Below are 13,416 nucleotides of genomic sequence, written 5' to 3'. Positions count from 1 at the left end.
GTAACGGTGCGGGTGAGGTCGCGTTCTTCGACGATCTGCGTCAGGTTGTGGACAAGGGTGCATTGAGTGGTTTGACTGCTGATGCTCCGTTGGTTGCGACGATGGTCGGCAGTGATGGTTTCTCGGTGACGGGGACCTTGGCGGCCGGTGAAACGAAGACGGTGACGTATTCGGTGAAGGTCGATGCCGATGTGGTCGGTGGGGTGTTCGTGAACAACTTCGTTGTTCCGGGTACGACTCCTCCGGTTGATCCTCCGGAGGTGTGTGATCCGGCGACGCAGCTGTGCACGACGCATCCGGTGGTGTCTCCGAAGATTGCTGTGGTGAAGTCTTCTGATCCGGTGTCGGGTTCGAATGTTGTTGCCGGTCAGGACATCAAGTACACGCTCACGTTCACGAACACTGGTAACGGTGCGGGTGAGGTGGCGTTCTTCGATGATCTGCGTGGTCTGCTTGACGATGCTGATCTGGTTGCGGGCAGCTTGTCTGCGCAGGATCCGTTGACGGCTGCGATGGTCGGCAGTGATGGTTTCTCGGTGACGGGAACCTTGGCTGCGGGTGAGAGCAAGACGGTGACGTACACCGTCACGGTCAAGGCTGATGCCGATCGTGTTGCGGCGAATGCCGACAACACGGTGCTCAACTTCGTTGTTCCGGGTACGACTCCTCCGGTTGATCCTCCGGAGGTGTGTGATCCGGCGACGCAGCTGTGCACGACGCATCCGGTTCAGGTTCCGGGGTTCACGGTCGCGAAGACTGCGGATCCGGCCTCGGGTACCAATGTCGCTGCTGGTCAGACGATCACGTACACGGTGACGGGTGCGAATACGGGTAACACGACCCTTGATCCGGTGGTGTTGACCGATGATCTGTCGAAGGTTCTCGACAATGCCGTGTTGGTGGACGGTTCGCTGAAGGCGACTGTTGACGGTGTCGACGGTGCGGCTCCGACCCTGTCGGGTACGACGCTTTCCTGGACTGGTGCTCTCGAGGCTGGTAAGTCGGTTGTTCTGACCTACCAGGTGAAGGTCAATGCCGGTGTTGCCGGTGGCACGTTGATCAACAACAAGGTCACCGGTACTGCGAAGCCGCCGACCGGTCCGGAGATCACTCCTCCGCCGGTGACGACCGAACATCCGGTGGTGTCTCCGANNGTGAGGTGGCGTTCTTCGACGATCTGCGTCAGGTTGTGGACAAGGGTGCATTGAGTGGTTTGACTGCTGATGCTCCGTTGGCTGCGACGATGGTCGGCACGGATGGTTTCTCGGTGACGGGAACCTTGGCGGCCGGTGAAACGAAGACGGTGACGTATTCGGTGAAGGTCAATGCCGATGTGGTCGGTGGGGTGTTCGTGAACAACTTCGTTGTTCCGGGTACGACTCCTCCGGTTGATCCTCCGGAGGTGTGTGATCCGGCGACGCAGCTGTGCACGACGCATCCGGTTCAGGTTCCGGGGTTCACGGTCGCGAAGACTGCGGATCCGGCCTCGGGTACCAATGTCGCTGCTGGTCAGACGATCACGTACACGGTGACGGGTGCGAATACGGGTAACACGACCCTTGATCCGGTGGTGTTGACCGATGATCTGTCGAAGGTTCTCGACAACGCGGCGTTGGTGGACGGTTCGCTCAAGGCGACTGTCGACGGTGTCGACGCGACTGCTCCGACGCTGGCGGGCACCACGCTTTCGTGGACTGGTGCACTCGAGGCTGGTAAGTCGGTTGTTCTGACCTATCAGGTGAAGGTCAATGCCGGTGTTGCCGGCGGCACGTTGATCAACAACAAGGTCACCGGTACTGCGAAGCCGCCGACCGGTCCGGAGATCACTCCTCCGCCGGTGACGACCGAACACCCGGTTGATGGCACTCCCGCAATCGAGGTACTGAAGTCCTCTGACCCGTCCACCACGAACCGTGTAGTTGGCGGCCAGGAGATCACGTACACGCTCACGTTCAAGAATGTGGGCACCGCGGATGGTGAGATCAGCTTCTACGACGATCTGACCGATGTTCTCGACGATGCAGTAATGACGAAGAATCCGGCTACTACTTCCACGCTGGTTGTTTCGGGTGTCGTCGACAACGTCTTCACGGTCACCGGAAAGCTGGCCAAGGGTGAGAGCGCGACGGTGACGTACACCGTCAAGGTCAATCCTGAGATCGGAACGTTGTCGGGTCCCGGATTCACTCCGGGAGTCCTGAACAACTACCTGGTGGTTGGTGGCGAGAACCCGCCGGTGGACTGTGTTCCGGGCGATGCTCTCTGCACCGAACACCCGGTGGACCCGCCGGAGACCACCACCACGGTGCCTCCGACGACCACCACGACGCCGCCGGTCACGACGGAACCCTGTGTTCCTCCGACGACGACCACGCGGATGGTTCCGACCACAACGGCTGCGACCACGACGGCTAGCGCGATCACTGCCGAAGACGCCGATGTGACCGGTACGGAGGAATCCACCACTACGGAGGAGACCACCACGGAGGAGACCACGACAGAAGAAGTTGTCGCGGAAGAGATAGTGGATCCGTGTGGCGTGACGACAACTACGCCGCCGACGACCACTACGCCGGTCACGACAGTTCCGCCGACCACGACGGTTCCGAACACGACGGTTCCGAACACGACGGTGCCGGTTACACCGACGATCATCATTCCCCCGATCGTCGTTGTGCCTCCGATCGTCGTACCGCCGACGGTTCCGGGTCAGCCGGTTCCGAGCACGGTTCCGGGACAGCCGAAGCCGCCGACAGCAAACCCGGGTCAGCCGGGTCAGCCGAAGCCGCAGACGTCTGCTCCTCAGGGCGGAACGATCAACTCCGGTGGTGGCGCTGGTGAGAGTGGCGTGAATACCACGTTGCTCGCAGCAGGTGGATTGGTTCTGCTGCTGGCGCTGGGAACAGGTGTTGTTCTCCTGACGCGTAAGCGTCGCGAGGATGGTGACAACTGATTCTCGTGAGAATCTGAGGTAACGACGTGGGGCAGATCGCAGAGTATGCGATCTGCCCCACAGTCGTTTTCGTGCGGTGTTACGAGCCGAGCCGAGATCCGTCCTTCTTCCAGGCCGCAACTACCGACGGGCGGGGCTGGGAGGAGCCACCGTCGGGCCAGTGGGATGCGGGGCTTTCGATGCTGGCGTCGTCGGTCTCGCCGGGGTGCTGGACGCAGACGATGACGCGCTTCTCGTCCACGATGGGGCCGCAGGTTTCGGCGCCGACGGGAACGGTGAGAAACTGCTTTGTCTCACCGCGGTTTTCGCCTTCGAGGACAACGCTGAACAGTCCGTCGTTGGACTTGAGTGCGTTGCCGTCGGTGGAGATCCACAGGTTTCCGTGCGGGTCGAAGGCAAGGTTGTCCGGGCACGAGATGGGACTGACCTTGCTCTTGTCGAAACCACCGAAGTAGGTATCGGCCATGGCCGGATCTCCGCAGACGAGAAGAAGATTCCAGCCGAAGGTGGTGCCGGCGTGGTCGTCGGTGATTTCGAGGACCTGGCCGTTCTTGTTGTTGTTCCTCGGGTTCGCTTCGTCGGCCGCGGCGCCACCGTCGACTCCGCGCTTGGTGTTGTTGGTCAGTGCGACGTAAACCTTGCCGCTCTTCGGGTTTGCTTCGAAGTCTTCGGGACGATCCATCTTCGTTGCCCCGACCTTGTCGCCGGCCTGACGGGTGAAGACAGCGACCTCCTCGGCGCTCATGCCGTCGACCAGCGATTCGCCCTTGCCGTCTTCGCCGGTGCGCAGGATGGCGACCCATTCGCCGGTTCCGTCGAACGTGCCGTCCGACGGGAGCTTGCCGCTGCCGTCGATCTCGCCGGCGGAGTTTCCGCTGAGCTTTGCAACGTACAGCGTTCCGGCGTCGAGCAGAGTCATGTTGTGGCGCATGGCTGCCTGACTCTTACCGTCCTGCATCTTTCGACTCGAGACGAACTTGTACATGTAGTCGAAGCGCTCGTCGTCGCCGCTGTAGGCCACGACGGTTCCGTCCGACGTGATGTAAATGGTGGCGGCTTCGTGCTTGAACCGTCCGAGCGCTGTGTGCTTGATCGGAGTCGACGACGGATCCCACGGATCGATCTCGACGACGTATCCGAATCGGTTGACCTCGTTGGGTTCTGCGACCAGATCGAACCGCTTGTCGAAGCGTTCCCACTTGCGCTCGGAAGCGGCGCCGGCCAGACCGTAGCGCTTCAGCCGTGCTGCCACCGCGGGATCGGTGACACCCTCGGCGTTCGCGAAGTACTGGTTGAAGTTCTCTTCACCGGAAAGCACTGTGCCCCAAGGTGTGACACCGCCGGCGCAATTGTTGAGGGTGCCGAGCACTTTGGTTCCCGTGGGATCGGCACTCGTCTTGAGGAAGTCGCTACCTGCAGCGGGGCCGGTCACGACAAACTCCGTGGTTCCGGTGATGCGGCGGTTGTTCGATCCGATCTCCGGTACCAGCTTGCCGTTGTCGGATTCGCCCTTGACCTGGACGACCGACAGTCCGTGGCTGGCCAGGCCGATCTTGAACTGCTCCTCGGTCGGGTTCTCCGCATCGTAGCCGCGGAACATCGCCGGCTCGGTGGAGTATTCGTGATTGACCACGAGCAGGTAGGTGTTGGGCTGCCCGTCGACCGGGAGCAATCCGGCGAAGTCGTTGTTGAATCCGAACTGCAGTTCCTGTGCAGCAGCAGTTTGCTTGTCGAAGTCGAAGGCCGGGGCTCCGGCGAGAACGGCGTCACCCCAACGGATGACGACGGCCTGATCGTATCCGTCAGGGACGGTGACCTTGTCTTCCTTGTTGGGGGCGACGGCACCAAAGTTCGTCCCTGCTGGTGTCGACCCGCCGCTGCTGCCGCTCGCGGATCCGGTTCCCGGTTCCGCACTTGCAGATTCGTCCGAACAGGCGACGAGGGCGCTGCCCGCTCCCACCGCGAGCACTGCCATGCCACTGCCCCGGAGCATGCCTCGACGAGTCAGTGCAGTGCGTGCGATGTCGCGAAAGTACTCGCCGCCCGAGGTGTTGGGAACCTCGTGAGAGCACGCATTTCCGCACTTGTACTGGCAGGTGATCGACGCGCGTGCAGACACGCCGTCGTGTTTGACGAACAAGGCCAAAGGCTTGATAGCCACCGTGAACTCCCGAGATTCGATGTACGGACTTCGGGAACCGTAGAAGCTCTAAGCAAGGGTAAAGGAACGTAAAAATGAACGGCAAAACAACGAGGCGACCCTTACCTGCAATGTACGACGCGTCCCCGCGGGGACGTCGCATGACATTTGTCATCGCCGATCCATGACGGTGTCACCGCAGGTGATGATGCTGCGCACTGTTTTCGGCCCCGACTTCCCGCGAGGCTTGAAGCATGAGAGAACCACATGAGGGAAGCCTCCTGACGGACCTGATGGACATCGGACCCGCACCCACGATGGGCCGCGAACTTGTTGTGATCGTGGTGAACATCGCGATCATCGGAGGGGTGTTCGCGATCATCGGCTCCAATCCGGTGTCCTGGATTCTTGTTGCCGCTCTCGCTGTCTACGCGGGCATTCGATTCGCGATCGGACTGCGCAGCTGGAACCGAGAGGAGGCGCAGCGATGAAGGGCGATCCTGTGATTGACGTAGTCGGAATGTCGCGGCGCTACGGCTCCGGCAAGGATGCGTTCGATGCCGTCCGCAATCTTGATCTGAGTGTTCAGGAAGGCGAGTTGTTCGGCCTCCTCGGAACGAACGGTGCCGGAAAGACGTCCACTCTCGAAGTGATTCAGGGCCTTTCACGAGCCACCGCCGGTACGGTGCGCGTATTGGGGATGGATCCGGTGCGTAACCGCAAGCAGATTCGCCCATCGCTGGGCATCATGCTCCAGAAGGGTGGACTTCCCCAAGACTTGACTGCTCGTGAGAGTTTGGCGATGTGGGCCGGAACGTGTTCGAATCCGCTTCCCGTCGACGAGGTGCTCGAGCGTGTGGACATGCGTGACCGTGGGGAGACCCGCGTGAAGTTCCTCTCGGGCGGTGAAGCGCGGCGACTGGATCTGGCGTGCGCGATCATCGGCCGGCCACTCGTCCTGTTTCTCGACGAACCGACTACTGGTTTGGACCCCGAAAGTCGTCGTAACACTTGGCAATTGATCGCTGATTTGAAAGCGTCGGGCGTCACCATCATGTTGACGACGCACTACCTGGACGAAGCCGAGTCCTTGTGTGACCAATTGGCGATCATGCACCGTGGATCGGTGGTGCGCAGCGGAACCGTGGCGGACGTCGTCGCGGATCATCCCGCTCAGATCAAACTGCACCGTCCAGGTCTTCCGCTCCCCGCCCTGGCCGGCGCCGAGGTTCGCGTCGAAAACGATCTTGTGGTCATCACGACTCGTACAGTCCAGGAGACGCTGACGGAACTGCTGCTGTGGGCGCAGCACAACAACATCCTGCTGACCGGCTTGGATGCCCGCGCGGCATCCCTGGAGACCGTATTCCTCTCCATTGCAGACCAATTCGATCATCACGCAACTCTCGAAGGAGCGTCGGCATGAACCGCATAGCAACCCTGTCTCGTTCGGAGTTCACGCTCCTGGGGCGAAATCGACTGTTGCTCTTCAACGCAATCGTCCTCCCGTTGATCTTTCCCGTGGGAATGCTGTATCTGTCGCGAGATGGCGGGCTGTCGGACAAGTCGGTGTCGGCAGGCCTCGAAGTGTTTGCACTCTTCCTTCTCGTGTTCGTGGTCTTCTACAACCTCCTGTCGGTGTACGCGACGCGTCGTGACGAGTTGGTTCTCAAGCGACTACGCACCGGGGAATGCAGCGACGCCGAGATCCTTGCGGGCCCGGCGGTGCCCTCGTGGGTTCTCACCGGCCTGTTGACGGTGGTCATCGGAATCGCCGTGATGGTTCTCGGCGGCAGTGCTCCGGTCAATCCGGTGCTGGTGCTGGTCGCGGTGATCGGCGGCGCTGCGCTCTTCACCGCGCTGGCGTTGATCACTTCGGCTGTCACTCGGAACGCGGAGGCGGCGCAGATCACCTGCATGCCGATTCTGATTCTGGCGACGGCAGGTATGTCTTCGATCAGGAACGTCGTGCCGGACAACGTTGCTCGCATTCTCGATTTCACTCCGCTGGCCGCGGTAGTCGACCTTCTCAATCTCGGATGGCTGGGGAGAACTACTGGCGAATTGGCCGATCTGGGCGATGCGCCCGGTGCTGCGGCCGGATTTGTCGACACCTTCGGTTCGGCTGGGCAACCGCTGTTGGTCATGCTGGCGTGGATCGTCGGTTCGGTTCTGATTGCGAACGTCCACTTCCGCTGGGAACCGCGTTCGTAGAACTCTGAGAAGGTAGTGGGCATGATCGCGCAGAACTTCGGACGCTGGAATCCGAGACGGACCTGGCGAACCGCGTCGAACGTCGACAAGGTTCGCCTCTACACGCGGCAGTCGTTCATCATGGTCGCAGTGGTTTTCGGTGGCTTCGGTGCGGTCACCGAGATCATTGCCGATCGGTATCTGTCGGGTGTCTTCCTCGGAATCAGTGCCGGTGCGTGCGTCGTCGCCGTGTCTCGGATGCCTGATCTGGGCGGAGTCGTGGCCAAGCCCGTTCAGATTCCTCTTGCCGTGATGACGTTGTCGGCGTTCTGCTCGGCGGGAATTGCCTTGGGAAGCAATGGCGAGAACGGCCCGTACTTCTGGCTGGCGGCAATTCTCGTCGTGCCGCTTGCGGGGTTGACGTCGCTACGCTGGCTGATCGTGGGCTCGGTGGCCGCCGGGGTTGTATTGGGACTGCTTGCGGGTCCGGAAAGCGGGGTGTCCGTCGGAATCGTTTCCGGCTTCATGGGGCTGACCGTCTACATGTCGGTGTGGCTGCTGCGGATGGTCACCGAATTGGACGAGGCGCGCGGAGCCGCCGCCGCTCTGTCCGTCGCCGAGGAGCGGTTGCGATTTTCTCGCGATCTCCATGACGTCGTCGGGCGGGCACTGTCTGCAATTGCGGTGAAAAGTGAACTTGCAGCCACGCTTTCACGACGCGGCGACGATCGTGCCGCCGCGCAGATGGACGAAGTGCGCGAACTTGCGCAAGATTCACTCGACGAAGCGCGCGAGTTGGTTCGGGGATACCGGTCCATCGCCTTGGCGTCCGAGCTGGCCGGTGCGCAGTCGCTGCTCGAGGCCGCCGGAATCTCTACTGCGATACGTGGATCGGCAGATCAACTACCGGTGGAACTGGCCGAAGCCGCTGCCTGGGTCGTCCGTGAAGGCGTGACCAACATTCTCCGGCACTCCAGTGCCGAGAATTGCAGCATCGAGGTGTTGGCGGACGGCGTCGTGATCGCCAACGACGGCGCACGTATCGCAGAGCCGAACAACGGAACCGGCCTGAACGGATTGCGCGAGCGCGTCGGCGCCGTCGGAGGAACTGTCGAAACCGTGCAGGACGAAGATCGCTTCACCCTCACCGCCCACTTTCCGTCCCGAACGAAGGAGTCTCGGTGACCGAGCCGATCAAGGTACTGCTGGCCGACGACGAGAACCTGATCCGCTCGGCGCTGGCAATGATGTTGTCGCTCGAGGACGACATCGTTGTCGTCGCGGAAGCCGAATCCGGCGAGGATGCCGTGATCGCTGCTGCAAAGCATCAACCTGACGTAGCCGTGCTCGACCTTCAAATGGCAGGTATCGACGGTATAGAGACGGCGCAACAGATTGCGCAGACGGTCTCGGGGTGCGCCTCGATCATCGTGACGAGTCACGGGCGTCCCGGATACCTGAAGAAGGCACTTTCAGCCGGCGTCCGCGGATTTCTGCCGAAGACGACGCCTGCGGCGACGCTCGCCGAGGTGGTTCGCAGCGTCCACGCGGGCGGGAGGTACGTCGACCCGTCGTTGGCTGCCGAGGCAATCGGCGCCGGCGACTCACCGCTTACTCCGCGCGAAGCGGACGTACTCGAGTACGCGGCCGACGGAGCATCCATCGAGCAGATCGCTTCCCGGGCACACCTCTCTGCGGGTACCACCCGAAACTATTTGTCGTCAGCTGTCACCAAACTCGGTGCTGCGAATCGGCACGAAGCTGCGGTGATCGCCCGCCGGCAGGGGTGGATTTAGGGCCCGAAGCCCCGTGATGTCGAGAATAGCCGGGCGATGTCGAGAATCTCCGACTTGCTACGTCCCTGTAGTGAAGTGCGACCAGAATGGGTGGCACCGACACAGAGGAGATTCACGATGGCCAAGTACTTGCTGCTCAAGCACTACCGCGGCGCTCCGGCTGCAGTCAACGACGTGCCGATGGACCAGTGGACACCGGACGAGATCACGGCTCACGTGAAGTACATGCAGGACTTCGCGGATCGGCTCGAGAAGGCGGGCGAGTTCGTCGATGGTCAGGCTCTCGCTCCTGAGGGCACCTTTGTCCGGTACGACGGTGAGGGTCGCCCCCCGGTCACCGATGGCCCGTTCGCGGAAACCAAGGACCTCGTTGCCGGCTGGATGGTGATCGACGTCGACAGCTACGACCGTGCCGTCGAATTGGCCGGGGAACTTTCGGCCGCGCCCGGCGCAGGCGGGAAGCCGATTCACGAATGGCTCGAACTGCGCCCGTTCCTGACCGAGCCGCCGACAATCACGGACTGACAACTCTCATGGACGACGCCCTGCTTCGGAGTCTGACTCCGAGCGTGCTCGGCATCCTCGTCCGCCGCGGAGCAGATTTCGCGTCGGCCGAGGACGCCGTGCAGGACGCTCTGCTCGAGGCGGTCAGGGTCTGGCCGGACAACCCGCCACGGGACCCGAAGGGCTGGCTGGTCACGGTGGCCTGGCGGCGGTTCCTCGACGGGATCCGGTCGGATGTGGCTCGCCGTAAGCGGGAGTACCTGGCTGACGAGCAGCCAGGCGAGCGGCCGGTCAGCGGGTCAGTGCCGGGCGTGGACGACACACTTCAGCTCTACTTTCTGTGCGCGCACCCGTCGTTGACGCCGTCGTCCGCTGTTGCACTCACACTGCGCGCTGTCGGCGGGCTCACCACGCGCCAGATTGCGCAGGCCTACCTGGTGCCTGAGGCGACGATGGCTCAGCGCATCAGCCGAGCCAAGCGCACGGTCTCCGGCGTCCGGTTCGAGCAACCCGGCGATGTCGCCACCGTCCTACGTGTCCTCTATCTGGTCTTCAACGAGGGGTACTCCGGTGACGTCGACCTCGCTGCCGAGGCCATCCGGCTCACCCGGCAGTTGGCGGCCGCGATCGATCACCCCGAAGTCGCAGGGTTGCTCGCACTGATGCTGCTCCATCACGCTCGCCGAGTCGCGCGAACTGCCGCGGACGGCAGTCTGGTTCCGCTAGCCGAGCAGGATCGCAGCCGGTGGGACACCGATTCGATTGCGGAAGGAGTCGTGATCCTCCAGGCAGCTCTCGCCCGCGACCGGCTCGGTGAGTTCCAGGCCCAGGCCGCCGTCGCTGCACTCCATGCCGACGCTCTCACAGCAGACCAGACCGATTGGGTGCAGATCGTGGAGTGGTACGACGAACTCGCAGCCTTGACCGACAGCCCGATCGTCCGGCTCAACCGAGCGGTGGCCGTCGGCGAGGCGGACGGACCACGCGCCGGCTTGGCAGCTCTTGCCGCGCTGGACGATTCACTTCCACGCCATGCCGCAGTCGAGGCCTATCTCCGCGAACGCGACGGAGACCTGGAGACGGCGGCGAGGTTGTATGCCGATGCAGCGCACAAGGCATCCAACCTCGCCGAACGTGATCATCTGATGCTTCAGGCGTCGAGGATCAACACCCGTCGATCTCCCGCAAGCGCCCCCGAGTCAGAGGACCTGTGACAGGAACGCTTGCAGTCGATCTGTTTCTGGATCGTCGAAAAGCTGTTCCGGAGTACCGGTTTCGACTACGGCGCCACGATCCATGAACAGCACCTTGTCGGAAACGGAACGCGCGAAACCCATTTCGTGCGTTACGACGACCATGGTCATGCCGGACTTCGCGAGATCGGCCATCAATGCCAGAACACCCTTGACCAGTTCGGGGTCCAGAGCCGACGTCGCCTCGTCGAAGAACATGACCTCAGGCTTCATCGCCAGGGCGCGGGCAATGGCGACGCGCTGCTGCTGACCTCCCGAAAGGTTGCCAGGCCGCGAGTCCGCCTTCTCCCTGAGCCCCACCAGGTCGAGCTGCTCGAGCGCGAGAGCCCGAGCTTGCTCCTTGGACAAACCCTTGAGCTTGTTCGGCCCGAGCGCGATGTTCTCGGCGACGGTCTTGTGCGGGAACAGGTTGAAGTGCTGGAACACCATGCCGATTCGCTGGCGAAGCTCGTCGGGGTTGTCCTTCAGGACGGACTTACCGTCGAGCAGTACGTCACCCTGCTCGGGCTCGTGCAGACGGTTCAGCACCCGCAGGAGCGTCGACTTACCCGAACCGGAGGGTCCGATGACGGTGACGGTGTTTCCGGCGTCGACGTGCAGGTTGACGCCGCGAAGCACCTTGTTGGTACCGAAGGACAGATGCAGGTCCTTGCCGGTGAGCGATACGGACTTCAGTTCAGAGCTGGTTGTCATGTCCTCAGCCCCTTTCCACGACGATGGCCTGCTCGAGCGGATCCAACGTGCCTGAAGTGTCGGCGCGTCCGGTCCGGAGTCGGTTGTCGATGTAGTTGACGAGGTGCGTCAGCGGGATGGTCAGAGCAAGGTAGAACAGGCCTGCCGCAACGAGCGGGGACAGGCTGCCGGTCTGGGCGTTGAGATCACGTCCGACGGCAAACAGTTCCCGCTGGGTGACGAGGAGACCGAGGAAGTAGATCAGCGACGAGTCCTTGATCAGCGAGATGAACTGGTTCATCAATGCCGGAAGAACGCGTCGTACACCCTGCGGGATGACGACCAGCGACATGGACTTGCGGTAGCTGAAGCCGAGGGCACGGGAAGCCTCGAGCTGCCCGGACTCGACGCTCTGGATACCGGATCTGAAGATCTCACCGATGTACGCCGACGCGAGCAGTGACAGCGCCGCGACACCGAGCCAGTACGGATTGCTGCCGGTGATTCCCTTGACGATCGGGCCGACGCCGAGCCCGATGATCAAGATGATGACGACTGCGGGCAGTCCGCGGAAGATATCGGTGTAGACGCGGGCCGGCCAGCGCAGCCAACGGGTGCGCGAGATACCGGCGACAGCGAGCAGCATGCCGAGGATCGTGCCGATGATGCCCGACGCGAGCGCAAGGATAAGTGTGTTGGGAAGACCGGTCTTGAGGAGATCGGGAAACGCCTTCTTGTACAGATCCCAGTCGAAGAACGTGTCCTTGAGCTGTTCGAGCGTCGACTTCGGCTGGTACGACGCGGTATCTCCACCGTCGCCGTTTGCTGCGTTTTCTGCCGCGATGGCTGCGAAGTCGGGCAGTTCCGGAGTGGCCGCTGCCTTGGATCCGGGCTTCCAGCCTTCAGGGAGTTGGCGCGGTACCCAATCGGAGTACAGCTGAGACCAGGTTCCGTCGTCGATGACTGCATCGAGGCCGGAGTTGAGGGCGTCGATCAGCGGCTGGTTTTCCTTGTTCACCGCCCAGCCGACGAAGTTGTTGACCGAGAAGGTGTTCTGGATGATCGAGGTCGGATCGCCGGGAGCGATGGCGCCTTCGGCCTGCTGAGACGGAGCTACCCAGGCGTCGATCTGTCCGGACTTGAGGTTCGCGTACGCCGTGGCGTAGTCGGGAAACTTCACGGGATCGAGCTTGAGCGTGTTCACGACGTAGTCGTCCTGCACGGTTCCCTGCACGACGCCGATGCGCTTGGAGGCATCCAGGTCACCGAAGCCGGTGATGGCGCTGCCGTTGGGTACGACGAGGGAGAAGTATCCGAAGTCGTAGCCGTTGGTGAAGCCGACGGTGTTGCGACGGTCGTCGGTGGTGGTGATGGACGACGAGCCGACGTCGAAGCGTCGGCCGGCAACCTGGGCGAGGAGACCGGCGAACTCGGTGCCGACGAACTCGACCTTCAGGCCCAGCTTGTCCGCGACGGCCTTCAGGAGTTCGTTGTCGTATCCGGTGTACTGATTCTCGGAGTTGACGCAGATGCTCGGGGGCGCGTCACCGAGCGTGCCGACCGTGATGACCCCGGGCTTGATCAAGTTCAGCTTCGAGGTGTCGATCTGATCGACCGGGGTGACGGTGGCCGTGGTGTAGCGGTCTTCGGCGCCCGCACCCGCTGCCGCGTCCAGATTGGTGGGTGCCGCGGTTGCGGCCCCCACTCCAGGAGGTGCACACAGGTCTGTGGGGGCTGCCGACGAATCCGAGCCACTCGAGCACGATGACAGAGTCAGCGCCAGGAGGGCAGTGAGGAGCAGTGCCACCACCAGGCGGATCTTCGCTGCGACGGAAGAAAACATGCGTGCAGCGTAAACCTAAGGGTAGCCATTTCTCCGTGTAGAACTGTTGACAGTTTCCGGAC

The 13,416-nt window shown here is 62.3% G+C and carries 12 protein-coding genes; 9 read left to right on the top strand and 3 right to left on the bottom strand.

Annotation, left to right across the window (positions count from 1 at the left end):
- Both DBV08_RS32935 and DBV08_RS32930 read left to right on the top strand, forming a co-directional pair.
- On the top strand, nt 1-1,208 hold a 1,208-nt coding region (locus DBV08_RS32935), incomplete at its 5' end, for an isopeptide-forming domain-containing fimbrial protein (RefSeq protein WP_260395650.1).
- Nucleotides 1,160-2,953: an isopeptide-forming domain-containing fimbrial protein gene (locus DBV08_RS32930; RefSeq protein WP_260395649.1), complete on the top strand. Its 1,794-nt coding sequence runs from the start codon at nt 1,160-1,162 to the stop codon at nt 2,951-2,953. The genes DBV08_RS32935 and DBV08_RS32930, both read left to right, overlap by 49 nt.
- A gap of 79 nt (nt 2,954-3,032) precedes the next feature.
- Here DBV08_RS32930 and DBV08_RS18965 read toward each other — a convergent pair whose 3' ends face one another.
- Nucleotides 3,033-5,114 (bottom strand): PhoX family phosphatase, encoded by a 2,082-nt coding sequence (locus DBV08_RS18965; protein WP_124568485.1) that lies wholly within the window; start codon nt 5,112-5,114, stop codon nt 3,033-3,035.
- Between the two features lie 233 nt (nt 5,115-5,347).
- Here DBV08_RS18965 and DBV08_RS18960 point away from each other — a divergent pair, with 233 nt between their 5' ends.
- From DBV08_RS18960 to DBV08_RS18930, 7 genes are all read left to right on the top strand, one after another.
- Nucleotides 5,348-5,584, top strand: coding sequence for a hypothetical protein (locus tag DBV08_RS18960; protein WP_235170832.1), 237 nt, complete (start codon nt 5,348-5,350; stop codon nt 5,582-5,584).
- Nucleotides 5,581-6,519, top strand: a complete 939-nt coding sequence (locus DBV08_RS18955) for an ABC transporter ATP-binding protein (RefSeq protein WP_124568484.1) — start codon at nt 5,581-5,583, stop codon at nt 6,517-6,519. Before DBV08_RS18960 ends, DBV08_RS18955 begins: the two co-directional genes overlap by 4 nt.
- On the top strand, nt 6,516-7,307 hold the full coding sequence (locus tag DBV08_RS18950) for an ABC transporter permease (RefSeq protein WP_095973582.1): 792 nt from the start codon (nt 6,516-6,518) through the stop codon (nt 7,305-7,307). The genes DBV08_RS18955 and DBV08_RS18950 overlap by 4 nt, the downstream gene beginning before the upstream one ends.
- 21 nt (nt 7,308-7,328) lie before the next feature.
- A complete protein-coding gene (locus tag DBV08_RS18945; protein WP_124568483.1) occupies nt 7,329-8,471 on the top strand; it encodes a sensor histidine kinase in 1,143 nt (380 codons plus the stop codon).
- Nucleotides 8,468-9,082 carry a response regulator transcription factor gene (locus tag DBV08_RS18940; protein ID WP_095973581.1) on the top strand — a complete coding sequence of 205 codons (615 nt, stop codon included), beginning with the start codon at nt 8,468-8,470 and terminating at the stop codon, nt 9,080-9,082. The genes DBV08_RS18945 and DBV08_RS18940 overlap by 4 nt, the downstream gene beginning before the upstream one ends.
- 117 nt (nt 9,083-9,199) lie before the next feature.
- Nucleotides 9,200-9,607 (top strand): YciI family protein, encoded by a 408-nt coding sequence (locus DBV08_RS18935; protein WP_124568482.1) that lies wholly within the window; start codon nt 9,200-9,202, stop codon nt 9,605-9,607.
- 8 nt (nt 9,608-9,615) lie between these two features.
- Complete coding sequence (locus DBV08_RS18930) at nt 9,616-10,800, top strand: RNA polymerase sigma factor (RefSeq protein ID WP_124568481.1); 1,185 nt, start codon at nt 9,616-9,618, stop codon at nt 10,798-10,800.
- On the opposite strand, the gene DBV08_RS18925 is transcribed toward DBV08_RS18930, so the two are convergent.
- Entirely contained in the window at nt 10,786-11,532 is a 747-nt protein-coding gene (locus tag DBV08_RS18925) for an amino acid ABC transporter ATP-binding protein (protein WP_003946070.1), read from the bottom strand. The two genes, DBV08_RS18930 and DBV08_RS18925, sit on opposite strands and share 15 nt — an antisense overlap.
- Nucleotides 11,533-11,536: 4 nt before the next feature.
- The gene (locus DBV08_RS18920; RefSeq protein ID WP_124568480.1) at nt 11,537-13,354 is read right to left on the bottom strand and encodes an ABC transporter substrate-binding protein/permease; all 1,818 of its coding nucleotides are present in this window, start codon (nt 13,352-13,354) and stop codon (nt 11,537-11,539) included.
- Nucleotides 13,355-13,416 lie beyond the last annotated feature (62 nt).

The sequence above is a fragment of the Rhodococcus sp. KBW08 genome (genome assembly GCF_003852455.1).
In the GTDB taxonomy this organism is placed as follows: domain Bacteria; phylum Actinomycetota; class Actinomycetes; order Mycobacteriales; family Mycobacteriaceae; genus Rhodococcus_F; species Rhodococcus_F baikonurensis.
Note: the sequence above shows the minus strand (reverse complement) of the source record. Positions and strands in the feature narration are given on the sequence as shown.